Genomic DNA, 23,868 nt, shown 5'->3' on the forward strand with positions numbered 1-23,868 from the left:
TCCAGGCCCGCAGCAGCCCGAAGCCGATTCGGTCCCGCAGCCCTAAGCGGTTCCCCGCTCCAGCTCCTCGGCGACAATCCGGTGCAGCACAGGATCCCCCACCGGACGGAAATGGCCCATGGCCTCCAGGACGATGTTCCGCGCCCCCTCCAGCTGACTGCCGCCCGGTATGTGCGGATCAAAGGACGCATAGACCGAGGTGATGCGTGAGTTGGTCTCAAGGTTCGCCTGCAGCCTTCGCAGATGAAAGTCCCGCGGAGAGAAGGCCCGGATGGAGCGGAGCGGAAAGAGCCGGGCATACGGCGAACCGGCAAAGGGGGTGTTGATGGCCACCAGGTGGCTGATCCGGTGCCCCTCGGGTCCCAGCAGCAGCTTCTTTCCGATGAGCCCGCCCTTGCTGTGCGCCGCGATGGCAGCGCGTTCGATACCCTGGTGCCGCAGATACGCCTCTACCCGCCGGGCCATCTCCTCCACAGTCCCCCGGTTGTAGCCCAGGGACCGGACCGCGTGCACGGGATGCCCGCGGCCGGCCAGATACTGTGCCAGCGGGCGCAGGAACTGCCAGTTCTCATAGACCCCGGGGATCAGCAGAACCGGTTCCCGCGGATCCACCCCGGCAGCGGGCTGCAGGAAGACGGCTGGATCCGACTGGAAGATGAAGCCCTGGATCTGCCAGCGGACCACGTACGCGTAGTCAGCGGCCCAGGCCGCCGCCAGCAGCAGCCGGCGGCGGACCCCCGCACCCAGGCGCGCCTCCTCAGCCTGCGGACTCAATCCTCCGCCTCTCCCATCCTGCGCACCCACGCGGCGGCATCCGCCGGACGGTTCCACATCAGCACGTGCGGGGAGTCCGGAATTTCGCCCAGCAGTGTTCCGGGGCGGGCCTTTTCCAGCCGGGCCAGCCAGGATGGCGGAACGATGGGATCTTTCGCCCCGCGCACCACACCAACGGGAGCCTGCACCATGGCAAGGCGTTCCTCCAGCCGGTGCTCCATCATCCGGCGCAGCGTGGCCAGGTACCAGCGCGGCCCGGCGCGGAGATAGTCAGTGAAGACAATCCGGTTGACGTCCAGGGTTTCATGCAGCGTGTCCTGCGCCAGCCGAAGGGCCTGGAGCGCAGCATTGCGCTGGGCCCGGTTGACCGTGGGTGCCAGGAGCAGCACTGACGACACCAGGTCCGGCGCCAGGAGGGCAGCCTCCACTGTGACCTGGCAGCCCATGGAGTGCCCCACCAGCTGGGCCCGGGCAATCCCTGCCCTCCGCAGGGCCTGGATCACGACGTCGGCGTAGCCCGCCATGGTCAGCGCCTCCGGCGGGCGCGGCAGCCCGCCATGCCCGGGCAGCTCTACGCAGTGCACCCGGTGGTCCGTGGACAACGTGTGGGCCAGCCGCTCGAAATACCGGGCCGACGCGCCGATCCCGTGGATCAGGACAATGTCCGGGCCGCTGGCCCCTGAGGTGCGCAGGCCGACGCCGTACTCCACCACCCGCAGGTGCTGCACCCGCGTCTGGCCCCGCGTGTCTGACCCCGTTCCGGGCATCCTGACTGTCTCCTTTACGCGTCTGCCGACACTGCCGTCCCCACCACCCTAACGCCAGCTTAGGCTGACCTTATTATGAATTAGTCAGAATAAGAGCGTATGCTCGAGTCATGACTTCCACAGCAGCCTCAGCGGCGGCCACTGACAAGTGGTCGGCCGAGTTGCGTGCACACGGACGCCGGGTCACCAAGCAGCGCCTGGCAGTGTTGGAGGCCGTCGACTCCGCTCCGCACGCCGGAGCGGACGACGTCGCGGCCGCGGTCCGGGCCACCCTTCCGGACATCAGCCTGCAGTCCGTTTACGTAGTGCTGGCCGACCTGACCGACACCGGACTCCTCCGCAGGATCGAGCCGCCGCATTCCCCGGCGCGCTACGAAACCCGAGTGGATGACAACCACCATCACGCGATCTGCACCGGCTGCGGGCGGATCGAGGACGTGGACTGCGCTGTCGGGCACGCACCGTGCCTGACCCCCAGCGACACCCACGGCATGACCATCCAAATTGCCGACGTCCTGTACCAGGGCCTCTGCGCGGACTGCGCAGCCAACGCCGGCGCGGAGAACGCAGCAAAAACGTCCTGACCCACATCTACTTACCAGTTCATCCACAAGAAAGAGAGAGAATGTCGAACTTCACCACTACCCAGACCGGCACTCCGGTTGCCAGTGACGCACACTCGCTGAGCAATGGTGCCGACGGCGCGATCGCACTCCACGACCGCTACCTGGTCGAGAAGCTGGCCCAGTTCAACCGGGAGCGCATCCCGGAGCGCATCGTGCACGCCAAGGGCGGCGGCGCGTTCGGCGAATTCACCGTCACCGAAGACGTTTCCAAGTACACCCGTGCGGCTGTCTTCCAGCCCGGCACCACCACCGAGACCGTGCAGCGGTTCTCCTCGGTTGCCGGCGAGATGGGCTCCCCGGACACCTGGCGCGACGTGCGCGGCTTCGCTCTGCGTTTCTACACCTCCGAGGGCAACTACGACATCGTCGGAAACAACACCCCGGTGTTCTTCATCCGCGACGGCATCAAGTTCCCCGACTTCATCCACTCGCAGAAGCGCCTCCCGGGTTCCGGCCTGCGTGACGCCGACATGCAGTGGGATTTCTGGACCAACTCCCCCGAGTCCGCACACCAGGTGACCTACCTGATGGGCGACCGCGGCATCCCGCGCTCCTGGCGTGAAATGCCCGGCTTCGGTTCGCACACCTACCAGTGGATCAACGCCGCCGGTGAGCGCTTCTGGGTGAAGTACCACTTCGTCTCCAACCAGGGCAACCACGAAATCACGGGTGCCGAGGCTGAGAAGATCGCCGGCGCGGACGCTGATTACTACCGCCGCGACCTGTACGAGAACATTGCCAACGGCAACTTCCCGTCCTGGGACCTGCACGTCCAGGTTATGCCGTACGAAGACGCGAAGACCTACCGGTTTAACCCGTTCGACCTGACCAAGGTCTGGCCGCACGCGGACTACCCGCTGATCAAGGTGGGCACCCACACGCTGAACCGCAACCCGGAGAACTTCTTCGCGCAGATCGAGCAGGTTGCCCTGTCTCCCGCGAACCTGGTCCCCGGCATCGACGCCAGCCCGGACAAGATGCTGATGGCCCGCATCTTCTCCTACCCGGATGCCCAGCGTTACCGCATGGGTGCCAACTACAACCAGCTGCCGGTGAACGCACCCAAGGCTCCGGTGCACAACTACTCTCAGGACGGCGCCCAGCGCCACTTCTTCAACTCCCCCGAGACTCCGGTTTACGCACCCAACACCCTGGGCGGCCCCGTGGCTGATCCGGCTCTTGCCGGTGAGGGCGGCTGGGAAAGCGACGGCGCGCTGGTGCGTTCCGCCGCTACCCTGCACCCCGAGGACAGCGACTTCGGTCAGGCCGGAACGCTGTACCGCGAGGTCTACGACGACGCCGCCAAGGAGCGTTTCCTGGAGACCATCACCGGTGCCGTCTCCGGTGTGCAGCGCCCGCATATCCGCGAAGCTGCCATCCAGTACTGGACCAACGTGGACGCCGATCTCGGTGCGAAGCTGCGTGCCAGCCTCGCAGCCGGCGAGACGACGGCCAACGAGCAGGCCGAGTACGTAGGCGTCGCGGAGTAATCTGCGCGCCTGACGCGGAAGCGGCCGGTTCCTTCGGGGGCCGGCCGCTTTGTCGTTGTTTACCGGGAGGGCCAGTACCAGATCAGCAGCATGGTCACGAGGAACCCGGTGAGGAAATTCAGCTTCAGGAAGCGCCGCCAGCCGGCATTGGCTTCTTCCGACCGTTCATCGGTGATGGAGAGGAACGGCAGCAGGTTCAGCAGATACGGCACCGCCAGCAGTGAACCCAGCAATGCCGGCCACGGTGCCAGGAGCATCAGCAGCCCGGCAGCCAAATAGGCCGCAGCAGCGAACCAGACGACGGTCCTCGCCCCCAGGACGGTCGCGATCGATGAGATCCCGCCCTCCCGGTCCGGCAGCACATCCTGCACGGCCCCGAAGGCCTGGCTGGCCATCCCCCACAGGAAGAAGGCACCCAAAACCGCCCACAGCCCGGGGGTGAACTCCGCTCCCGCAAGCACCAGCGCGTAAAGCGCCGGGGAGACGAAGTGCGTACTGGAGGTCATCGAATCCAGGAACGGCCGTTCCTTGAACCGCAGCCCGGGCGCGCTGTAGGCGACGACGGCGAACACGCTCACCGCCAGAACCAGCCAGGACAGCGGGGAGCCCAGCAGGACCAGCGCCGCGAGGAACGGCACATTGGACACAACTGCGGCCAGCAGCGTGATCCGGTGGAAGCGCCGGTCAAGCAGCGCTCCCTCAACCCCGCCCTTGCGGGGATTGCGCAGGTCCGATTCGTAGTCGAACACATCGTTGATGCCGTACATCGCCAGGTTGTAGGGAATCAGGAAATACAGGGTCCCGATGATCCACGCCAGATCGATCTGTCCGGCCGTCAGCAGGTACGCGGCAGCAAACGGATAGGCCGTGTTGACCCAGGACAGCGGCCGGGAGGAAAGCAGCAGCATCCGCAGCGTGGATCCGGGCGCCCTGGTGGCTGGTGCACTCATGATTTTTCCTCCCGAAGGGGTTTACGGGACCCCAGCAGTTCCCACAGGGCCGGCAGCAGCAGCACCGCGGCCAGCGGATAAGCGAAGTCCTCCAGCGGAGCGAGCCCCAGGAAGGCTCCGGAGATCCGGTCCGGGTTGTAGCCAAAGAGTCCGGCGGCGATCATCAGGTTGTCAAAGACGGCCGTCAGCAGCAGCAGGATGCCGGCACTTCCGGCCACCGCGGCGAGGAAAGCCCGGTTGCTGCGGTTCCTCCTGCGCCGGCGGATCAGGGCAGCGGTCAGCACCAGCGCGGCCGGGACCAGGAAGCACAGGTTCAAAAGCCAGTACGTCATCGCTGCACCTCACTGGAGCTGCGCAGCCTGCTGCCGCGGCGCCTGCTGCTGCGGGAACGGCCGGCCAGCTGTCCGGGCAGGACCCGCAGAAGGCCATACAGCACCATGGTCAGGTAGCAGAGGAAGGCCAGGAAGAAGGCTTCCTCGACAGGCAGGTGCGGCGCCAGTTCCACGCCAAGCATGAACCGGGTTTCGCCCCGGTAGAAGATATCCAGGCCGATCCCGAACAGGTCCCACACCAGGAAAAACGCCAGGCCGGCACCAAGCACCGCGGCAGCCCGCCAGGGGGCGGCGAAAAAGAACAGCCGGAACCGGTGATCCAGCAGCACCATGCAGCCAATCGAGGCCAGCAGGCACAGCAGGTACAGCGCGCCCACTAGGCCGCACCGTCAGCCGGGTGGGCGGTGCGGGCTGCTGCTGCCGGTTCGGGAAGCGCTTCCGTGCCCGTCTCACCGCGCAGCCGCTTCAGCACCAGTTCGGCGCTGATCAGGCACATCGGCAGACCGATGCCGGGCAGGGTGGACCCTCCGGCGTACAGGAGTCCGTCCACCTTCCGGCTGGCGTTGGTTCCGCGGAAGAAGGCGCTCTGCTTGAGCACGTGCGCGGGGCCCAGGAGGGTCCCCCGCCAGGAGTTGAAGTCGGCGGTGAAATCGCCCGGCCCAACGGTGCGCCGCACGGTGATGCGCTCGGCGAGGTCGGGAATATCCGCCCAGGCGGCGATCTGTGCAATAACGGCGTCGGCCAGCGCTTCCAGTCCCGGGTCCCCGGCACCGTCGATTCCGCCGCTCCCCAGGGCGGGGTCGGAGGGCACGGGCACCAGGACAAAGAGGTTCTCGTGTCCGGCGGGCGCCGCCCCCTCGTCGGTGGCGCTGGGTTTGCAGACATAGAGCGATGCCGGCTCCGGCACCTGGGTGTCCGGCCCAAAAATCTTCTCAAAGTTCGCTTCCCAGTCCCGGGTGAACAGCAGCGTGTGGTGCAGCAGCTGCGGCAGTTCACCCTTGACCCCCAGATGCAGCAGGATGCCTCCGGGCCCCGGCACCCGGCGCTTCCAGTACTTTTCCGGATAGGTCTGCAGTTCCGCCGGCAGCATCGCCGTCTCGGTGTGGTGCAGGTCGGCGGCGGAAACAACCAGGTCTGCTTCCAGCAGCACGCTGGCCCCGGAGGCGTCAGTGTAGTGAACCCCGGTGGCCCGGGGTTTTCCCGGTCCCGGGGTGGTGCGGATCGAGGTGGCGTTGGCGTTCAGCAGGACCTTCACGCCTTCGGCTTCGGCCAGGCCGGCCATCGCGGTGATGATCCGGGAGAAACCGCCCTGCGGGTACAGCACTCCGTCGGCGAGATCCAGGTGGCTCATTAGGTGGTACATGCTCGGCGTGATGAACGGCGAGGAACCCAGGAACACCGCCGGGTAGCCCAGGATCTGCCGCAGGTGCGGGTCCGTGAAGCGTTTGGCCACGAAGGAGCTCAGCGGCTGCAGCAGCAGCCGCGCCAGCCGGGGTCCACGGGTCAGCACGTCGCGGCGGAGCAAGGGGGTGAAGGACGCGAAGGTGCTGTAGAGGAAACGCTTTTTGGCCAGTCCGTAAACCTCGGCCGCTGAATCCAGATAGGCTGCCAGCCGAGCCCCGGCGCCCGGCTCCAGCGAGTCAAACAACGCAAGGTTCTTTTCCCGCGTGGCCTGGATATCCACCGGGTTCCGGTCCCCCTCGAAGTACACCCGGTAGCCGGGGTCCAGCTGCACCAGATCCAGCTGCTCTGCCGCAGTGGTGCCCAGAAGGCGGAAAAAGTGGTCGAAGACTTCGGGCATCAGATACCAGGACGGGCCGGTGTCGAACCGGAATCCGTCCTTCTCCCAGCTGCCCGTCCGCCCGCCGATGCTGCCGTTCTTCTCCAGGACTGTCACCTCCAGGCCTTCGCGGGCCAGCAGGGCCGCGGTGGCGATGCCGGTAATGCCGGCCCCGATCACGACGGCGGTGCGGGGCTGGGGTTCGCTGCTGTGTTTTGTCCCCTGGTTTTCAGTCTTCCAGCGGGAGGTGATGGTGCGGATCATGGCGCCCTCTCGGCGTCGGGTGCGGACAGGCCCGGCGCAGTGCGGCGCAGACCATGGGCGAAGACAGTTTCGGCGGCCAGCCGGAGCTTGATGGCATTGGGCACCCGGATTCTGGTGGTGCGCAGCTGCGCAGCCGGGGTGCGGCGCAGCCGGCGGGCCAGTTCCGCGAAGAGCTCCTGTGCCAGGGCGACGGCGGCGCGGCAGTCCCGAGGCAGCTCGGCAATGGCCGCCCCGGAGACCAAAAGATCCGCTTCAATGTCATCCAGGAGCCGGTGCTTGTCAGCTTCAGTAAACGCGTCCACGGTGATCCCCGGGAAATAGCTGCGGCCCAGGGATTCGAAGTCCTCTGCCAGGTCACGCAGGAAATTCACCTTCTGGAACGCCGCTCCCAGCCGCCGTGCACCTTCGCGAAGGCGCTTCTCCTGGTCTGCCGGCACCTCCCGGCCATCCAAAAAGCACTGCAGGCACATCAGCCCCACGACTTCGGCGGACCCGTAGACGTACTCGTCGAAGGTCGCCTGTGTGTGCTCGGCCCGGTCCAGGTCCGCACGCATCGAAGCGAAGAATGGGGCAGTCAGATCCGTGCCGATGCCGGTCCGGCGGGCGGTCAGCGCGAAGGCATGGACCACCAGGTTGACGCTGTACCCCGTGCGCAGAGCCGCAGCGGTCTCCGTTTCCAGGCCGTCAAGCAGGCGCCGGATCTGGTCCGCGGGAATCTCAGCAGCGGAGGCAACACCGTCAACAATCTCATCGGCCAGCCGGACCAGCGCATAGATCGTTTCGATCTGCCGCCGGGTCTGTGGCGCCAGGAGCCGCGACGCCAGCCCGAACGACGTCGAATAGGCCTTGATCATCACGGCAGCGGTTTCTGCCGCCGCCCGGTTGTACAGGCGCAGCCCGGTTTCCTGCGCCATGCTCACCGCCCCCGGTTCACGGAGGAGGAGACGACGGCGTCCAGCATCGCGGCGAGCCCGGCCGGCAGCTCCGCACAGTCAAGGTGGCTGCGGGCGCTGGCAGCGTAGTCGGCCGCCAGGTTCTGGGCGTAGTCCCTCGCCCCGCAGTCCACGAGGATTTTCCGCGCCCGGTCGGCGTCGGCCGTGTCCATGTCCGGACGCCCGATAATCCCGGACAGCTCGGCCCAGAACGGAGACTGGGCGGCATAGGCGATCAGCACGGTCCGTTTGCCTTCCCGCAGGTCCCCCATGCTGGACTTCCCGGTGGCGCTTTCGTTGCCGAAGACGCCGAGCAGATCATCCACCACCTGGTATGCAATTCCGGTATCCCTGCCGAACCGGCCCAGGGCGGCGACGGCTTCGGGGCCGGCTCCGGCCAGCACTGCACCGGCCCGCAGCGGAGCTTCGAAGGAGTACACGGCGGTTTTCAGCCGTTCCATGTCCAGAATGTCGCCGACTGGCGGAGCGCCGGGTTCAAAGGAGAAATCGACGTCGATCAGTTCACCCGCCGCTGAGGCAAAGACCGCGTCGTCCAGGATGCCCGCCAGGGTGTCCCGGGTAAAGGGATCAGTGGTGACGGAGTCCAGCATGCGGAAGGCACCGCTGAGGGCCAAGTCGCCGGCGATGATTCCCACGGACAGTCCCCGGTGCCGGGCCGTCTCGGGTGCTTCGCCCGAGGCCTCGGCCCGCCGGCGGTACACTCCGGGAACGTTGTCCTGCCCGCGGCGGACAAAGTCGAGATCGATCACGTCGTCATGAACGATCAGCGCGGTGTGAAGCAGTTCGAAGGCTGCACCAACCCGGGCAGCAGCAGCTATGTCCCGTCCCCCGAGATGCGTGTAGGCCGTCATGACAATCCGGGGACGCAGGCGTTTGCCGCCCGCTGTGGATTTTTCGAGCGCTTCCCAAAGGCTAAGGTAGCTGGGACTGATACGCTCCGCGCGTTCCTTGGCCGCGGCAAAGTACCCATCCAGGACACGTTCGACCTGCTGATGCGCAGTTATCTCGTCAAGCAAGTGTTCTGTATCCATGCATAAAGTAAACACTCTGATCGTTAGGGGAAGAAATGCCGCAACGCCGGGAAGAGGTCATTCTCGTCGATAACGAGGGCCAAAGGGTAGGTACCGCAGACAAATATTCGGTGCATACAACGGATACTCCGCTCCACCTGGCCTTCTCCACGCACGTCTATTCGCCGGACGGCCGCATTCTCGTGACGCGCCGGGCCCTGGGAAAACTGACCTGGCCCGGAGTCTGGACCAATTCCTTCTGCGGCCACCCGGGTCCGGGCGAAACCAACCAGGACGCAGTGGTGCGCCGCGCTGACCGCGAGCTGGGCCTGGAGCTGCGGGACATCGCCGTCGCTCTGCCGGATTTCCGCTACCGCGCGGTGGACGCCTCCGGCATTGTCGAAAACGAGATCTGTCCCGTGTTCACCGCGGTGGCCGAGAAAGACCCGGTGCCGGCAGCGGATGAAGTCATGGACTGGACCTGGACGGATCCGGCTGAGCTGGTGCAGTCGGTGCGCCTGACACCGTGGGCGTTCAGTCCCTGGCTGGTGCTGCAGCTTCCGCTGCTGTACCCCGAAAGCGCCTGACCCAGCGCCCCCACGGTGCCTCCTGGCGCCAGTGCACGGCCAGGGTGTGGAACGCCCGGCGGAACCGGCGGCGCAGATTCGCCCCGCCGAGCACCGCGCGCGGAGCCATACCCACCACCAGGGACCGCTCCCAGCCGCACCGGTAGTCCAGGCCCACATGGGCGCTGAGGCAGACGTCGTCGTGCTGTTCGGCGTCCTGGGTGTGGACAGCGGCGCGGACGGATTTCCACACGGCAGTCCGGATGGCCAGGTTCGAGCCGAAGAGCGGGCGGTGGGCCAGGGCCAGGCGCATCGCCTGATAGTAAGACCCCAGGTACAGCCAGGTCACCACCGGCCCCACCCCGCGGGGAAATCCGTAGAACCGGCCAGGTCCGCTGAGCACGGCAAGATCCGGCTCCTCCGCGAACCGCGCGGCGATGCGTTCCACCCAATCGACAGGAAGGACGCAGTCAGCGTCACACCGCGCAATAATTTCCGCCGCAGCGGCGTCGTAGCCCGCTGCCGCGGCTGCCGGGATCCCCGGGCGCAGTTCGCGGATGACGCGCGCGCCGTACCCGGCGGCGACGTCGGCGCTGTTGTCGGTGCTGTTGTTATCCACCACCACAATTTCTGCCGGCTGTTTCGACTGCACGGCCAGAGACGCGAGGCAGGCCTCCAGCGCCCCGGCATCGTTGAGGCAGGGGATAACAACACTGACACCGGGCAGCAGGGGGGAAGGCATGCTGGAGATTTTACGGGGAACCGGCAGAGAGGCCTGCAGGCTGCTGCGCTGACGGGTGCTGTGCCTGCCGGTAGGCGCTCGGATACCGTAAATACATGATCGATTCCCTCCTCCGCCGCCCGGCCACCACTGCGGAGTTCGCCTCGGACGGGGTCCGCGTCCTGGGCGCGGTCAGCCTGCTGGCAGCCCTGCTCTGGTACGGGCCGGTGGAGGCGGCGCTGTTTGCCCTGGTGGCCCTGGGGCTGCTGGTGTCCCGTGCTCTGCCCGCCGCACCCCTGTTCTCCTCCCTGTACGGTCTGACGCTGCTCGCGGCAGCCTGGAGCAGCGTACTTGATCTCTACGCCCGGATCAGCTGGTGGGACCTCGCCGTGCACTTCGCTGCAACCGGCGGCATCGCAGTGATGGCTTGGTATCTACTGGCTGCCTTCGGTGCGGTGACGGCGCGGCCCTACGGTCGGCAGCTGCCTTCCTTCGTTGTTACCGCCCTGGTCACCGCACTGGGCCTGGCCCTCAGCGTGCTCTGGGAATTCGCGGAATGGTGGGGACACACCTTCGTGGATGAAACCGTCAACATTGGGTACCAGGACACCCTGGGCGATCTCGCGGCCGGCGGCCTGGGCGCGCTGGCCTCCGGGTACCTGCTGGAGCGGATACTCCGCCGGTCCCCGGAGGCTGCCGCACCTGTGTCAGGTGCCGCTGCGCCGCTTCACCGCCGTTTCCAGCGCTGAGACCAGCGTGTACAGCAGGATCGAGGCCAGCGTAACAACGACGACGCCGGCCCAGACCTGGTCATAGCGCGCCCGGGACACGGCGGAAACAATTCCGTAGCCGATGCCCTGGCCGGTTGCCAGCCATTCCGCCAGCAGTGCCCCCGTGAGTGCACCGGGAATCGACACCCGAAGGGCAGTGAAGAACGCCGGCGCGGACGAGGGCAGGGCAACCTTGCGGAAGGAATCAAAACGTGAGCCGCCGTACACCTGCACCACCTCCAGCATGGCCGGCGACGCCGACCGCAGGCCCAGCATGATGGTGACCAGTGCCGGGAAAAGCACCACGATCCCTCCCATGGCTGCGACGGTGGCTTCCTGCCGCCCGAAAATCAGGATGATCATGGGTGCCAGGGCCACCAGGGGAACGGACCGCAGCAGCATGGCCATCGGCATCAGGGCCTGCTCGACGCCGCGGAACAGCGTGAAGATGCAGGCACCCGCGACGGCTGCCAGCATGCCTGCAGTGAACCCGAGGCCGGCGTCGAGCAGGGTCTGTCCCAGCTGCCCCATGATCAGCGCACGGTTCCCCGAAGCATCGCTGTCCAGGACCAAGTAGCTCCAGACGTCCCCAGGGCCCTTGCCGACATAGCTGGACACATCGAAGACCTTCAGCAGTCCGATCCACAGGACGCCGGCGGCGGCCAGGGAAAGCGCCAGGCCGGCCAGCAACCGGATGGCGGAGTGCAGCGCCCCGCCCATCAGATGCCGCCCGCCCGGAAGGCCCACGGCGCTGCCCGCCGCGAAAGCATGCCTAGTGCGGCATATACTCCTCCGGCCAAGGCTGCGCAGACGAAGGCGACGCCCCATACCCTCGCGACCTCGAGCGTCTGCTGGGCATTGACCATCGCGGGCCCCAGGCCACGGTCCACTCCCCCGACGTACTCGCCGAGTATCGCACCCAGGAGGGCTGCGGGGGCGGCGATTTTCAGGGCCGCCAGGACGGCCGGAACCGCGGCAATCATCCGTACTTTGACCAGCTGATGGATCCGCCGGCCACCGAAGACTTCCACCACGTCCAGGCAGGCCCGGTCAGCTGCTTTCAGCCCAGCCAGTGCGCTGACCATGGTGGTGAAGAAGACGGACAGTGCAGCCAGGGCGACGGCGGTTCCTGAGGGCTCCCCCGAGCGCGGCGGTCCCAGGACAATAAAGATCACCGGGCCGACCGCGACGACAGGCAGGCAGTAGCTGACCACCGCCAGCTGAGTGGCGAGGCGTTCCACACGCGGGACCAGCAGCACCAGGAAAGCCAGCGCCAGTGCCAAGGCGTTTCCCCAGGCATAGCCGGTACCTGCCTCCGCCAGTGTCACCGAAGCGTTGCGCCAGTAGAATCCCCAGCCGTCCTCCCCCATCTGGGACAGGATCTGCCCCGGTGTCGGAATAGCTCCCGGCGCGCCGGCACCTGGTGAACCGATGCCGCGCAGGAACGTGGCTGCACCGACCCACCACAGCCCAAGAGCGGCAGCTGTGCCCAGCAGTCCCACGGCCCAGGGCGGCAGCTTGACCCGGCTCATGGCCGCTGCCCGCCGGACCCGAAGAGCAGGTCCGAAGCATGGTCATGCAGGGCATGGAACTCCGGGGTGCGCATCATGTCCGGGGTCCGGGGTCGCGGCAGGTCCACGGAAATGACCTCTTTCACCCGGCCCGGACGCGGGCTCATCACGGCCACGGTATCGGACAGGAAAATCGCCTCGGATATCCCATGGGTGACCATCAGGGTGGTGGCGGGTTTCTCTGTCCAGATCCGCAGCAGCTCCAGGTTCAACCGCTGCCGGGTCATGTCATCCAGCGCCCCGAACGGCTCATCCAGCAGGAGTACGGAGGGTTTGAGGACAAGGGCCCGGGCAATCGATACGCGCTGCCGCATGCCGCCGGAGAGCTGGGCCGGCCGTGCCTTTTCGAATCCGTCCAGACCCACCAGGCTGATCAGTTCCCGGATGTAGGCCTCGTCCGCCGGGCGGCCGGACACTTCCAACGGCAGCCGGATGTTGGCATGGACGCTGCGCCAGGGCAGCAGCGCCGAGTCCTGGAAGGCAATTCCGAGCTCATGGCCGCGGCGCAGGTCCTCGGGTGTTTTTCCGTCAACCAGGACGTCCCCGGTGGTGGGGGTCTCCAATCCGGCCAGGATCCGCAGGACGGTGGATTTACCGCATCCGGACGGACCCAGCAGGGACAGAAATGATCCGCGGGCCGTACTGAGGTTGGTCTCCTCCAGAGCCGTGACCATAGTTCTGCCCGCCGGGAACGTCTTACCCAGGTTCCGCAGCCGGATACCGCTTCCGCCGCCGGCCTCTGCCGGCAGCTGGATGCCGGCAGAGACCGCAGTGGGTGAGGCGTTGCCGGCCATCTACTTGAGCTCCGGGTTCTCGTCATAAACCTCTGCCAGCAGGCTCAGATCGAAAATGTCCTCGGCGGCCAGGTCGTATCCGGCCAGTTTCAGGATGGCCAGGTTGTCCTCAATCAGCGAGTCACTGATGGTGAAGAGCCCGTTGGCTTCCGTCTCGGCGGAAACCACCAGCTTGGTGTTCTGTTCCTCGGCCTGCATCTTCTCCTTCGCCGGGTCCAGGTTCAGGTCCGCACCATAAACCTCGACGGCGAGCCGAGCCGATTCCTCAGCATCTGCCACGGCATCTTTCCAGCCGCGCAGCGTGGCCAGCAGGAACGCTTTGAGCTCCTCCCGGCGGGTCTCAATGCTCTCATCCGTGGCCACGAAACTCTCCGCGATGAACGGCAGCCCGTTGTCAGCAAACGGCAGCACCGCCGTCTTGTGGCCGGCCAGTTCCAGGGTCAGGACCTCATTGGTGAGATACCCAAAGAACCCGTCCACGTCGCCGTTGACCAGCGGCTGCGGGTCGTACTGCACCGGGACCTTCTCCAAGGAGCCCGGATCGATGCCGTTGACCTCTAGCAGCGCGTCGAAAAGCGTTTCGTTGACGCCGGCCTGCACACCGATCCGCTTGCCCGCCAGGTCCGCGGGCGTGGTGATGGGAGCCCCGGTGAGAGACACGATGACGAAGGGGTTTTTCTGGTAGGTGGTCCCGATGATCTTCAGCGGCGCCTCTTCCTCCACAATGACGGGAGCCACCCCCATGGGGCTGGAGGTGCCAACGAGGGCGCCCCCGGAGAGGACCATGGTTTCGGAGGATGCTCCACCGGGGCCGCCGGCAATGAGGTTTACATCGGAAAAACCTGCCTCAGCGTAGTACCCGTTCGCGTCGGCAAAATACTCGCCGGCGAATTCTGCGTTCTTGATCCAGGACAGGTTCAGGTCCAGCGTGCCGTAGTCGGCGGCCTCTGTTCCGGCTTCTGCCCCGGATCCTCCGCAGGCGGCAACCAGCAGCAGGCTGGACGCGGCCAGAGTGGCGGCAAGGAACCGGAAGGGTGTGGAACGCTTCGTCAATCGTGGTGTGCGGCTCATGGCTACCTTGGACTTCCCGTAGGTGCGGACGTGGTCAGCCCGAGCCTAGAAACGGATTGTTTCTGTGGCCGGCCAGGTGCGTTACGTTGCGGTAAACGGGTGTTTCGGCAGGTAAAAAAGGGCCGGCCGCAGCTGGAAAGGTGCGGCCGGCCCAATGCTTCAATAAGCGTTAGTTGCTCGTGTAGCGGGCGTGTTCCTCGTGTGCCCGGGCCACCTCTGAGCGGATGTCCTCAATGTCCTTGACCTTATTGCGGTATTTCAGATCCATCTGCTCGATCTGGCGCTCTTCCTCGCAGAGAGCCGTGTAGATCCGCTCCCGCTCACCCTCGTCAGCGGTGTAGGAGAGGTCCAGGTAGGCATTGGCGTGGCGGCGCGCATTGTTGACGGCGGTCTGGGCCTTCCCGGCCGGGCTCACCAGGGACGCAATGATCGTGATCACCAGGATGCCGATAATGACGCTCAGGGAGAGCTGCGTGCTGATTTCCACAACCTCGACGTGCTCGCCGTCGTTGATGAACCACAGCGTGTTCTCATGCAGCGCGTGCAGCACCAGCTTCACACCGATGAACGCGAGGATCGCCGCGAGGCCGAAGGAGAGATAGATGAGGCGGTCCAGCAGTCCGTCGATCAGGAAGTAGAGCTGGCGCAGGCCCATCAGGGAGAACGCTGTGGCGGTGAAGACAATGAAGGTGCTCTGTGTCAGGCCGAAGATTGCCGGAATGGAATCCAGTGCGAAGAGGATGTCAGTGCCGCCAATGGCCACCATGACCAGCAGCATCGGCGTCAGGACCTTTTTGCCGTTCTCCACGGTGAACAGTTTGTCGCCGTCGTAGTGGTCGGTGGTGGGCAGCACCCGCTTGGCGATCCGGATGATGAAGTTGTTCGCTTCATCGTGCTCACCCTCGGGCTTGAGCAGGTTTCCGGCGGTGATCAGCAGGATCAGGCCGAAGATGTAGAAGATCCAGGAGAAGGAGTTGATCAGGGCCGCACCCAGGAAAATAAAGCCGGTGCGGGCAATCAGTGCGAAAACAATGCCGAAGAGCAGCACCTTCTGCTGGTCTTCGCGGGGCACCCGGAAGCTGGCCATGATGATCAGGAAGACAAAAAGGTTATCGACTGACAGGGCTTTTTCCGTGATGTAGCCCGCGAAGTACTCGGTGCCGGCGGTGCCGCCGCCGAAGACCAGGACCAGGATGCCGAAGATGATTGCCAGGCCCACATAGATGGCTGACCAGATGGCAGCCTCTTTGAGCGTGGGGATGTGCGCCTTGCGGATGTGGAAGAAGTAATCGAAGGCCAGCAGGCCGAGGATGACGACAATCGTCACGCCCCAGACCAAAGGGGAAACCGTCATGGATTCTCTGCTTTCGTAGGGTATGCCAAATGGCCGCAAGTCTCTCCGGCGGCCTGTGGCCACCCGCTGTCCCCGGCTGGGCGTCGGTGCCCTACGTGTTGACGAACTACAGCGTGGAAGGATACTCCCCTACGAACGCACCACTCTACCTGATCCGTCGGCCGGTCCGGGTCCCGCACGTTCAGGCTCCCGTTTCGTTTCCGCTGCCAGGTTCCAGCAGCGCCAGGTCCGCCGGCGTATCGATGTCGCGTCCGTCCAGCTCGGAGCCGCAGTCCACCAGGTCCACCAAACCGGGGTGCGCTGCGAGGAAAGCGCGTGCACCGGCGTCACCCAGGGCGGTGGCGGCAGCGGCGCGTGCGAGCTGCGGGGCGAACAGCACCGGGTGTCCCCGGCGCATCCCGCCGGTGGGCAGGCGGTAACCGGCACACGAAACACGCGCCGGTGCCGCATGCGCAAGCAGCCGGGCCACGGTACCGGCGGTGAGTCCGGGCTGATCGGCCAGTGCCAGCAGCACCGGTTCCCGCGGTGCCAGGCGCAGCGCTTCGGCCACGCCCGTCCGGAACGATGAACCCATCCCGGATTCCCAGTCAGGATTGGTGAGCGGAAGTGTGCCGCTGAGGTCCGCGGCCGACTTCACCCGCCAGGATTCTGCGCCAAGGACAACGATCACGCGGGAGCACCCCCCGTCCCGCAGCGCGGCGGCCAGGTGCTCGATCAGGGGACGGCCCTTGAAAGGCAGCAGTGCCTTCGGGCCCAGGCCCAGCCGGGCACCGGCGCCCGCTGCCAGGAGGACGGCATTTACCATGCAAGTGAGAAAAGCACACCGGTGCGTTAACCACAACCGCCGCACCGGAGCATCCGGGGCGGCGGTTGGATACCGGCGGCAGCCGGCAGCTGGGCGGAGAACTCAGCCCTCGCAATCCTTGCAGTACTTGGTGCCGTTTTTTTCCACGGCGAACTGGGAGCGGTGGCGCACCAGGAAACAGGAACCGCAGGTGAACTCGTCCTCCTGGGCAGGCACCACCCGTACCAGCAGTTCCTCCCCCGAAAGATCGGCACCGGGCAGTTCGAACGCCTCGGCGGCCTCGGACTCGTCAACGTCCACTACCGCTGACTGTTTGTCGGTGCGCCGGGCCTGCAGCTCCTCGATGGAAGCAGTTCCGGTGTCCTCTTCCGCTTTTCGCGGTGCGTCATAATCCGTAGCCATCTACAGGCTCACTCTCCAATGTTGATCGGTGGTTCGATCCAGCTCCCCGATGGTAACCGCTCCGTCAGCCCACAGCGGCGCGGATGCGCAACATGAGCGAAATATTGGACCGAATAAAGCGCGCACACAGATGCCCGCCGGTTCACCCCGGCGGGCATCTATGGGTTGCAGCTCAGGGCAGCATCAGCGGTTCAGGCTACGGGCGGCCTTCGGGCTGCGGGTGAGCCGGATCCATGGTGTTTTCGCCGCCCGAGGTGTGCGACCGGTCTGCTGGGTTAGCGGTTCCTGCAACCGAGGAGGCACCGCTGCCGCCACTCTGGCTGCCACTCTGGCTGCCGCCGCCGGACACACTATCCTTGGCCTGCGAGGCGGCGTCCTTGGCTGACTCCGCGGCGTCCTTGGCGGCACCGGTGACCTTTTCCTGCAGTCCGGGTGCCTTGTGCTTGGCCCACTCTGTGCCCTGGTTCACGGTGTCCTGCACCTTGGGATCGTTCCACAGGGATTTGATCTTTTCCCGGCCTGCCTTGGAACCGATCAGGTAGCCAACGCCGATCCCTGCCAGAAATGTCATCTTCTTAACCATGGTGTTCCTCATTCCCGCCTTGTTAGAGGCATCATGATGTACCGTCAATCCCGCAGCCGGTGCCGCAAGGAATTAAACAGCAACCTTACTACTTGATGACTATCCGGGCACAACCAGCAGGCGGGACCTGATCAGGAAGCGCTTCCCTTCGGGCGCCTCGAGGGAGAAGCCGCTCCCCCGGCCGGTCACGACGTCGACCGTCAGGTGGGTGTGTTTCCAGTACTCAAACTGTTCGGCGGACATCCAGAAGCTGATCCCTTCACCGTCCAGATCAAACGTTCCCAGCCGCACATCAGCCTCGGAGGTGATGAAGTCACCGTCCGGATAGCACATGGGCGAAGACCCGTCACAGCAGCCCCCGGACTGGTGGAACATCAGCGGACCGTGCTGCGCGCGCAGGGCACGGAGCAGGTCACAGGCCGCGGCTGTCAGCCCCACCCGGGAAGTTTCCTCCCCGGGCAGGGCTGGTGCAGCGTCCAGGACCGATACTGCTTCCTGGCGTGCGTCCATCAGTACTGGACCACCACGCGTCCATCCACCTTTCCGGCTTCAAGCTCTTCCAGCACTGTGTTGATCTCCTCCAGCCGGCGGGTGCTCACCTTCGGTTTGATGAGTCCGCGGTCGTAGAAGTCGATCGCTTCGATCATGTCCTGCCGGGTGCCCACGATCGACCCCCGGATGGTCAGCCCCTTCAGGACAATGTCAAAGATGGGTGCCGGAAAGTCCCCCGGCGGGAGGCCGTTGAAGACGATGGTCCCGCCGCGCCGCGCGATGGCGATGGCCTGCCCGAATGCGGTGTGGTGCACGGCGGTGACGAGAACCCCGTGCGCGCCGCCGATTTTCTCCTGCAGCACCACAGCGGGATCTTCCTCGCGTGCATTGACCGTCACCTCGGCGCCGAATTCGCGGGCCAGGGCCAGCTTCTCCTCCGCAATGTCGATCGCTGCCACCCGCAGCCCCATGGCTCTGGCGTACTGCACGGCAATGTGCCCCAGACCGCCGATGCCGGAGATGGCCACCCACTGGCCCGGCCGGGCCTCGGTTTCCTTGAGCCCCTTGTACACCGTGACGCCGGCGCAGAGGATGGGAGCGATCTCCACGGGATCGGCGCCCTCGGGGATACGCGCTGCAAACCGTGCGTCCACCAGCATGTACTGTCCGAACGAGCCGTTGACGGAGTACCCGCCGTTCTGCTGCTGCTCGCAGAGTGTCTCCCACCCGGTGCGGCAGTACTCACAGACACCGCAGGCCGACCAGAGCCAGGCGTTGCCCACTCTGTCTCCCACCTTGATGTCCGTGACGCCCTCGCCCACCGCAACAACTTCGCCCACTCCCTCGTGGCCGGGGATGAACGGCGGGGTGGGTTTTACCGGCCAGTCACCGTGGGCCGCGTGAAGGTCGGTGTGACAAACGCCGGTGGTGATCAGTTTGACCAGGGCCTGTCCCGGTCCGGGGGCAGGGATATCCGTTTCCTGGACATCAAGGGGCTTACCGAGGCTGTTGACTACTGCTGCCTGCATGGTTTCCATTGCTTTCCTGTTCTGTTCGGGAGGGCTGACGGTGTAGCGGGCGGGTCTAGAAGAAACCCTGCTTGGATTCGGCGTAGCTGACCAGGAGGTTTTTGGTCTGCTGATAGTGGTCCAGCATCATGGCGTGGTTCTCCCGCCCGATTCCGGACGACTTGTACCCGCCGAACGCCGAGTGCGCCGGGTAGGCGTGGTAGTTGTTCACCCAAACCCTGCCGGCCTGGATATCCCGGCCCGCGCGGTAGGCGGTGTTGCCGTCCCTGGACCAGACACCCGCACCCAGGCCGTAGAGGGTGTCGTTGGCAATGGTGAGTGCCTCGCCGTAGTCAGAAAACCGCGTCACGGAGACCACGGGACCGAAGATCTCCTCCTGGAAGATCCGCATGTTGTTGGTCCCCTCGAACACGGTCGGCTCGACGTAGTAGCCGCCGGCAAGGTCGCCGCCAAGGATGTTCCGCTGGCCGCCCGCGAGGACCTTTGCCCCTTCCTGTCCCGCGATGTCCATGTAGGAGAGGATCTTTTCCAGCTGATCGTTGGAGGCCTGCGCGCCAACCATGGTGTTGGTGTCCAGCGGGTTTCCCTGAACTATCTGGGCAGTCCGGGCCAGCGCATCTGACATAAAGCTGTCATAGATGGATTCCTGCACCAGGGCACGGGAGGGGCAGGTGCAGACTTCGCCCTGGTTCAGCGCGAACATGTTGAAGCCTTCAAGCGCCTTGTCGTAGAAGGCGTCATCGTGGGCTGCCACATCGGCAAAGAAGATGTTCGGGCTTTTGCCGCCCAGTTCCAGCGTCACCGGAATGAGGTTCTGGCTGGCGTACTGCATGATCAGGCGGCCCGTGGTGGTCTCTCCGGTGAACGCGATCTTGCGGATCCGCTTTGAGGAAGCCAGCGGTTTGCCGGCCTCCACACCGAAGCCGTTGACGACGTTGAGCACCCCGGCGGGCAGCAGATCAGAGATCAGTTCCATCAGCACCAGGATGGATGCCGGCGTCTGTTCTGCGGGCTTGAGCACGACGGCGTTGCCGGCCGCGAGCGCCGGCGCCAGCTTCCAGGTCGCCATCAGGATGGGGAAGTTCCAGGGGATAATCTGGCCCACAACGCCAAGCGGCTCGTGGTAGTGGTAGGCCGTGGTGTTGTCATCGAGCTGGGAAAGCGTTCCTTCCTGCGCCCGGATGGCCCCGGCGAAGTAGCGGAAGTGGTCAACGGCCAGGGGCAGGTCAGCTGCCAGCGTCTCCCGGACCGGCTTGCCGTTGTCCCAGGTCTCTGCGACGGCCAGCATCTCCAGATTGTCTTCGATCCGGTCCGCGATGCGGTTGAGGATGTTGGCCCGTTCCGCCACCGAGGTCTTGCCCCAGGACGGCGCTGCCTTGTGGGCAGCGTCCAGAGCCAGATCGATATCCTCCGAGGTGCCGCGTGCCACTTCGCAGAAGACCTTGCCGGTCACGGGTGAAACGTTCTCAAAGTAGCCGCCCTTGACCGGGGCGACCCATTCTCCGCCGATCCAGTTTTCGTAACGGGGCTTGAACGAGACGAGGGCTTCGCTCTGCCCGGGCTGCGCGTATACGGTCATGACTAATTCGCTCCTGTTCTTCAACGACGCCGGTGTCGTTTCCGTCGGTGCAGTGAACCGTACGCCGGCCCAGGTTGCATCTACGTAGCAGCCGCCCTGCCCCTTCCCTGCGGTGTGGAGGGGACGGCCCGGCAGGTTTATTGTTGCCGTGGGCAAGTTTTCGCATGCCCGGTTTTTACTCCCACGACGCACCCCAAAGGACGGCACATGGCTTCCGCATCGCCCTCCCGCCAGGACGCCCAGCGCCCCGGCCGCTATCTCCGCTACCGCTGGTGGGGCCTGCTGGCTGTCAGCCTGGGCGTTGCCATGATCATCATGGACGCCACCATAGTCTCGGTGGCAGTACCCTCGATCGTTGCCGACCTGGGCATTTCCAGTACCCAGATTCAGTGGGTTCAGGAGATTTACACCCTGCTGTTCGCCGCCCTGCTCCTGACCTGGGGCCGGATTGCTGACCGGGTGGGACGGCGGCGGGTGATGCTCATCGGCGTCGTCCTCTTCGTGGCTGCGAGCGTACTGTGCGCAATGTCCGAATCCGGCGGCATGCTGATCCTCGGCCGCGCCCTGCAGGGTCTGGGCGGGTCTATGATCCTGCCAACCACGCTGGCTCTGCTGAACGCCAATTTCCAGGGCCGCGAGCGCGGTATAGCTTTTGCGGTATGGGGCTCCACCATTGGCGGGATGGCTGCCATCGGCCCGTTGCTGGGCGGGTGGCTCACCGAAAATGCCAGCTGGCGCTGGGCGTTTGGCATCAACGTCCCCGTGGGGCTGCTGATCGTGGCGGGCCTGCTGCTCTTCGTAGCCGAATCCTCGGAACCGGTTACTGGTGCCGCACAGCGCCTGGACCTTGGCGGTGCTGCCCTGTCCATCCTGGGGTTCGGCGCGCTGGTCTTCGGCCTGATCGAGGGCCGCACCTACGGCTGGTGGGAAGCCACCGAAGCGGCACCGTTCCAGATGGGACCGCTCTCCCCCGTCCCGCTGGCCTTCCTGCTGGCAGCCGTGTCCCTGGTGGGCTTTGTGCTGCTCCAGCGCGCGCGGACCGCGGCAGGCAAGGGCGTGATCCTGGACCTGTCCCTGTTCCGCATCCCGTCCTTCGCCAACGGCAATGTCACGGCGCTGATCGTCAGCTTCGGTGAGTTCGGGCTGATCCTTTCGCTGCCGCTGTGGTTCCAGAACGTGCTGGGTTTCAGCGCTTTTGAAGCCGGGCTGGCACTGCTGCCGCTGGCCGTCGGCTCCTTCCTTGCCAGCGGCGGGGTTGCGGCCCTGGCCAGGAGATTCAGTCCCATTGTGGTGGTCCGGATGGGGCTGGGGCTGGAGATTCTCAGCATTGCCGCGCTGGCCCTGCTGATCCGGCCGGACAGCACTGCCTGGCTGACCTCCCCGATCCTGCTGGTCTACGGCATGGGCGTGGGGCTGGCCACCGCGCAGCTGACTTCTGTAATCCTCGCGGAGGTCCCGCTGGCCAGCAGCGGCCAGGGCTCGGCCACGCAGAGCACAGCCCGCCAGACCGGCTCGGCCCTGGGCATTGCGGTGCTGGGGACCGCTTTCTTCACCACCCTCCGCACCGGAACCGAAGACCAGGTGGCCGGCGCCCTCACCGGCGCTCCGCAGCTGAGCGTAGCCGTGGACTCGGTCAATGCCACCTCCGGCGGCAGCATCGCTGCCCTGGCCGCCGACCCCCAGACCGCCTTCATCGCGGATGCCGCCCGGGAGGCGATGACGGACGGCGCAGCCCTGGCCGGGTGGATTGCCGCCGCAGCCCTGCTGTTCGGCTTCCTGACCAGCCTGCGCATTAAGCCGGCCGCCCAGCCCGCCGCAGCGCAGACCCCGGACGGTGCCGCTGAGACCCCTGACGGTGTCGCTGAGACTCCGGGCGGGGCATCCCAGTAGCCCGGTCCGGCGGCGGGCCGGCCGGAGCGCAGCGCCTGCCTAAGCCAGGTCCCGCTCAATCCGCTGGAGCCGGGCCACCACGCCCGCCCTGCGCGGTGAGCGGGCAGGCAGCAGCTGCAGGGCCAGGTGCCAGGCCTCGCCGTCGTCTGCCGCTTCCGGGAGGCGCAGGTACTGCAGCAGCGTCTCGATGCCCGCGTCAGCGAGCACCGCTTCCCGAAGCACGGAGCTGAGGCTGCGCCGCAGCTCCGTGATGCCGGGAGCCTGGGAGTGCGGGAGGACTTCCCCGCGGTAAATGTTCAGGGCCAGCCGGTAGGCTCCACGTTCCAGGCAGGAGCGGACCTGGCCGGCGTCGACCATCAGCTCCCGGGGCAGCCGGTAGGGACGGGACTGCGGGACCATCCCGGCGCCGGTTTCGCGGGCCAGCAGTTTGCGCAGCCGCAGCATCTCAGCGCGGACCGAGCCCACCGAGGACTGCTCCGGATAGGCCAGGACCGCCAGCTCTTCGGCGGTCAGTCCCCGCGGGTGCAGTGCCAGCAGCGCCATCAGCTCGGAGTGCCGTGGACTGAGCTGCAGGCGGGATCCGCCCAGGCAGAGCACGGCGGAATCCGTGCCAAGGATCTGCAGGCTGTCCTGGTAGAGGCTTGGCCGGGGGCCGGGAACAGAAGTGCGGGGCTTCCGGGGAGCCCGGACCTGCAGGCGTTCAACGTGCAGCTGCGCCTGGGCCGCCGCCACCGTTGCCTGCACCAGGGCCAGCGTGTGCACGGCAACGGCCTCTTCCTTGCCCGTGATGTCCACAACCCCCAGAACCGCACCCGAATCCGGGTCGTGTACGGGCACTGCAGTGCAGGACCAGGGATGTACCTGGACGCTGAAATGCTCGGCTCCGGCGATCTGCACGCTCCGCCCGGTGACCAGGGCGGTGCCCGGCGCGCTGGTGCCAATCGAATTCTCTGACCAGTCCGCGCCCGGCAGGAACATCATGTCTTCGGCGCGGCGGCGCAGTTCCGGATCGCCATCCACCCAGAGCAGCCGGCCCAGCTGGTCGCCGACTGCGACCAGGAGTCCGCTTTCCCTTCCGGGTTCCACCAGCAGACGCTGGATGACGGGCATGATCGAGGCCAGGGGGTGGGAAGCGCGGTACGCCTGGAGGTCTGCGTCGTCAAACACCAGGGCGGGCCGGGCGTCGTCCGGATTGGGATGATGCTGCAGGGACCGCTGCCAGGACTCTTTGACACCGGGACGAAGAATATCCAGGACTTCGCCCTGCGCCCGCATGCTTTCATGCGCCCGCCATGC

At 65.9% G+C, this 23,868-nt stretch carries 26 protein-coding genes; 5 read left to right on the forward strand and 21 right to left on the reverse strand.

All coding sequences use genetic code 11. From position 1 onward, the window contains the following. Nucleotides 1–42: 42 nt before the first annotated feature. Both H9639_RS09610 and H9639_RS09615 read right to left on the reverse strand, forming a co-directional pair. Nucleotides 43–774: an esterase/lipase family protein gene (locus H9639_RS09610; protein WP_225219447.1), complete on the reverse strand. Its 732-nt coding sequence runs from the start codon at nucleotides 772–774 to the stop codon at nucleotides 43–45. Next, entirely contained in the window at nucleotides 771–1,541 is a 771-nt protein-coding gene (locus H9639_RS09615; protein ID WP_191807878.1) for an alpha/beta fold hydrolase, read from the reverse strand. The genes H9639_RS09610 and H9639_RS09615 overlap by 4 nt, the downstream gene beginning before the upstream one ends. Nucleotides 1,542–1,651: 110 nt before the next feature. On the opposite strand from H9639_RS09615, the gene H9639_RS09620 reads away from it, so the two are divergent. Both H9639_RS09620 and H9639_RS09625 read left to right on the forward strand, forming a co-directional pair. Beyond that, complete coding sequence (locus tag H9639_RS09620) at nucleotides 1,652–2,125, forward strand: Fur family transcriptional regulator (RefSeq protein WP_191807879.1); 474 nt, start codon at nucleotides 1,652–1,654, stop codon at nucleotides 2,123–2,125. Nucleotides 2,126–2,166: 41 nt separating this feature from the next. Continuing rightward, complete coding sequence (locus H9639_RS09625) at nucleotides 2,167–3,657, forward strand: catalase (protein WP_191747360.1); 1,491 nt, start codon at nucleotides 2,167–2,169, stop codon at nucleotides 3,655–3,657. A gap of 59 nt (nucleotides 3,658–3,716) precedes the next feature. Here H9639_RS09625 and H9639_RS09630 read toward each other — a convergent pair whose 3' ends face one another. Genes H9639_RS09630 through H9639_RS09650 form a run of 6 tightly spaced genes read right to left on the reverse strand, consistent with a single transcriptional unit; the run spans nucleotide 3,717 to nucleotide 8,967 of the window. Then, complete coding sequence (locus H9639_RS09630) at nucleotides 3,717–4,607, reverse strand: prenyltransferase (protein WP_191807880.1); 891 nt, start codon at nucleotides 4,605–4,607, stop codon at nucleotides 3,717–3,719. Then, nucleotides 4,604–4,939, reverse strand: a complete 336-nt coding sequence (locus H9639_RS09635; RefSeq protein WP_191807881.1) for a lycopene cyclase domain-containing protein — start codon at nucleotides 4,937–4,939, stop codon at nucleotides 4,604–4,606. The genes H9639_RS09630 and H9639_RS09635 overlap by 4 nt, the downstream gene beginning before the upstream one ends. After that, complete coding sequence (locus H9639_RS09640; RefSeq protein WP_191807882.1) at nucleotides 4,936–5,316, reverse strand: lycopene cyclase domain-containing protein; 381 nt, start codon at nucleotides 5,314–5,316, stop codon at nucleotides 4,936–4,938. The genes H9639_RS09635 and H9639_RS09640 overlap by 4 nt, the downstream gene beginning before the upstream one ends. Then, nucleotides 5,316–6,983, reverse strand: coding sequence for a phytoene desaturase family protein (gene crtI / locus H9639_RS16840; RefSeq protein WP_225219448.1), 1,668 nt, complete (start codon nucleotides 6,981–6,983; stop codon nucleotides 5,316–5,318). The genes H9639_RS09640 and crtI overlap by 1 nt, the downstream gene beginning before the upstream one ends. Further along, nucleotides 6,980–7,897: a phytoene/squalene synthase family protein gene (locus tag H9639_RS16845; protein WP_225219449.1), complete on the reverse strand. Its 918-nt coding sequence runs from the start codon at nucleotides 7,895–7,897 to the stop codon at nucleotides 6,980–6,982. Before H9639_RS16845 ends, crtI begins: the two co-directional genes overlap by 4 nt. Before the next feature lie 2 nt (nucleotides 7,898–7,899). Continuing rightward, nucleotides 7,900–8,967, reverse strand: coding sequence for a polyprenyl synthetase family protein (locus H9639_RS09650; RefSeq protein ID WP_191807883.1), 1,068 nt, complete (start codon nucleotides 8,965–8,967; stop codon nucleotides 7,900–7,902). Between the two features lie 35 nt (nucleotides 8,968–9,002). On the opposite strand from H9639_RS09650, the gene idi reads away from it, so the two are divergent. Continuing rightward, a complete protein-coding gene (gene idi / locus H9639_RS09655) occupies nucleotides 9,003–9,533 on the forward strand; it encodes an isopentenyl-diphosphate Delta-isomerase (protein WP_191807884.1) in 531 nt (176 codons plus the stop codon). Here idi and H9639_RS09660 read toward each other — a convergent pair. Next, entirely contained in the window at nucleotides 9,481–10,254 is a 774-nt protein-coding gene (locus tag H9639_RS09660) for a glycosyltransferase family A protein (RefSeq protein ID WP_191807885.1), read from the reverse strand. The two genes, idi and H9639_RS09660, sit on opposite strands and share 53 nt — an antisense overlap. A 95-nt stretch (nucleotides 10,255–10,349) precedes the next feature. On the opposite strand from H9639_RS09660, the gene H9639_RS09665 reads away from it, so the two are divergent. Next, nucleotides 10,350–10,982 (forward strand): hypothetical protein, encoded by a 633-nt coding sequence (locus H9639_RS09665; protein ID WP_191807886.1) that lies wholly within the window; start codon nucleotides 10,350–10,352, stop codon nucleotides 10,980–10,982. Here the strand turns inward: H9639_RS09665 and H9639_RS09670 are convergent. From H9639_RS09670 to exaC, 11 genes are all read right to left on the reverse strand, one after another. Beyond that, nucleotides 10,941–11,750: an ABC transporter permease gene (locus H9639_RS09670; RefSeq protein ID WP_318242049.1), complete on the reverse strand. Its 810-nt coding sequence runs from the start codon at nucleotides 11,748–11,750 to the stop codon at nucleotides 10,941–10,943. The two genes, H9639_RS09665 and H9639_RS09670, sit on opposite strands and share 42 nt — an antisense overlap. Further along, on the reverse strand, nucleotides 11,723–12,535 hold the full coding sequence (locus H9639_RS09675) for an ABC transporter permease (RefSeq protein WP_191807887.1): 813 nt from the start codon (nucleotides 12,533–12,535) through the stop codon (nucleotides 11,723–11,725). The genes H9639_RS09670 and H9639_RS09675 overlap by 28 nt, the downstream gene beginning before the upstream one ends. Beyond that, nucleotides 12,532–13,368, reverse strand: a complete 837-nt coding sequence (locus tag H9639_RS09680) for an ABC transporter ATP-binding protein (protein WP_191807888.1) — start codon at nucleotides 13,366–13,368, stop codon at nucleotides 12,532–12,534. Before H9639_RS09680 ends, H9639_RS09675 begins: the two co-directional genes overlap by 4 nt. Then, nucleotides 13,369–14,439, reverse strand: coding sequence for an ABC transporter substrate-binding protein (locus H9639_RS09685; RefSeq protein WP_191807889.1), 1,071 nt, complete (start codon nucleotides 14,437–14,439; stop codon nucleotides 13,369–13,371). 169 nt (nucleotides 14,440–14,608) lie between these two features. Next, nucleotides 14,609–15,793, reverse strand: coding sequence for a TerC family protein (locus tag H9639_RS09690; protein WP_191807890.1), 1,185 nt, complete (start codon nucleotides 15,791–15,793; stop codon nucleotides 14,609–14,611). Between the two features lie 181 nt (nucleotides 15,794–15,974). Further along, nucleotides 15,975–16,598, reverse strand: a complete 624-nt coding sequence (locus tag H9639_RS09695) for a nucleotidyltransferase family protein (protein WP_191807891.1) — start codon at nucleotides 16,596–16,598, stop codon at nucleotides 15,975–15,977. 102 nt (nucleotides 16,599–16,700) lie between these two features. After that, complete coding sequence (locus tag H9639_RS09700) at nucleotides 16,701–17,000, reverse strand: DUF4193 domain-containing protein (RefSeq protein ID WP_191747393.1); 300 nt, start codon at nucleotides 16,998–17,000, stop codon at nucleotides 16,701–16,703. A 196-nt stretch (nucleotides 17,001–17,196) separates the two neighbouring features. Next, a complete protein-coding gene (locus H9639_RS09705; protein WP_191807892.1) occupies nucleotides 17,197–17,571 on the reverse strand; it encodes a YtxH domain-containing protein in 375 nt (124 codons plus the stop codon). Nucleotides 17,572–17,682: 111 nt separating this feature from the next. Further along, nucleotides 17,683–18,093, reverse strand: coding sequence for a DUF779 domain-containing protein (locus tag H9639_RS09710; protein ID WP_191807893.1), 411 nt, complete (start codon nucleotides 18,091–18,093; stop codon nucleotides 17,683–17,685). Next, on the reverse strand, nucleotides 18,093–19,103 hold the full coding sequence (gene adhP / locus H9639_RS09715; RefSeq protein WP_191808131.1) for an alcohol dehydrogenase AdhP: 1,011 nt from the start codon (nucleotides 19,101–19,103) through the stop codon (nucleotides 18,093–18,095). Before adhP ends, H9639_RS09710 begins: the two co-directional genes overlap by 1 nt. 55 nt (nucleotides 19,104–19,158) lie before the next feature. After that, the gene (gene exaC / locus H9639_RS09720; protein WP_191807894.1) at nucleotides 19,159–20,682 is read right to left on the reverse strand and encodes an acetaldehyde dehydrogenase ExaC; all 1,524 of its coding nucleotides are present in this window, start codon (nucleotides 20,680–20,682) and stop codon (nucleotides 19,159–19,161) included. Nucleotides 20,683–20,889: 207 nt separating this feature from the next. Here exaC and H9639_RS09725 point away from each other — a divergent pair, with 207 nt between their 5' ends. Next, nucleotides 20,890–22,572, forward strand: a complete 1,683-nt coding sequence (locus H9639_RS09725; RefSeq protein WP_191807895.1) for a DHA2 family efflux MFS transporter permease subunit — start codon at nucleotides 20,890–20,892, stop codon at nucleotides 22,570–22,572. 39 nt (nucleotides 22,573–22,611) lie between these two features. Here the strand turns inward: H9639_RS09725 and H9639_RS09730 are convergent, their stop codons facing one another. Further along, the gene (locus H9639_RS09730) at nucleotides 22,612–23,847 is read right to left on the reverse strand and encodes a GAF domain-containing protein (RefSeq protein ID WP_191808132.1); all 1,236 of its coding nucleotides are present in this window, start codon (nucleotides 23,845–23,847) and stop codon (nucleotides 22,612–22,614) included. Nucleotides 23,848–23,868 lie beyond the last annotated feature (21 nt).

Origin of the sequence: Arthrobacter gallicola, assembly GCF_014836775.1 — a bacterium.
Lineage (GTDB): Bacteria > Actinomycetota > Actinomycetes > Actinomycetales > Micrococcaceae > Arthrobacter_B > Arthrobacter_B gallicola.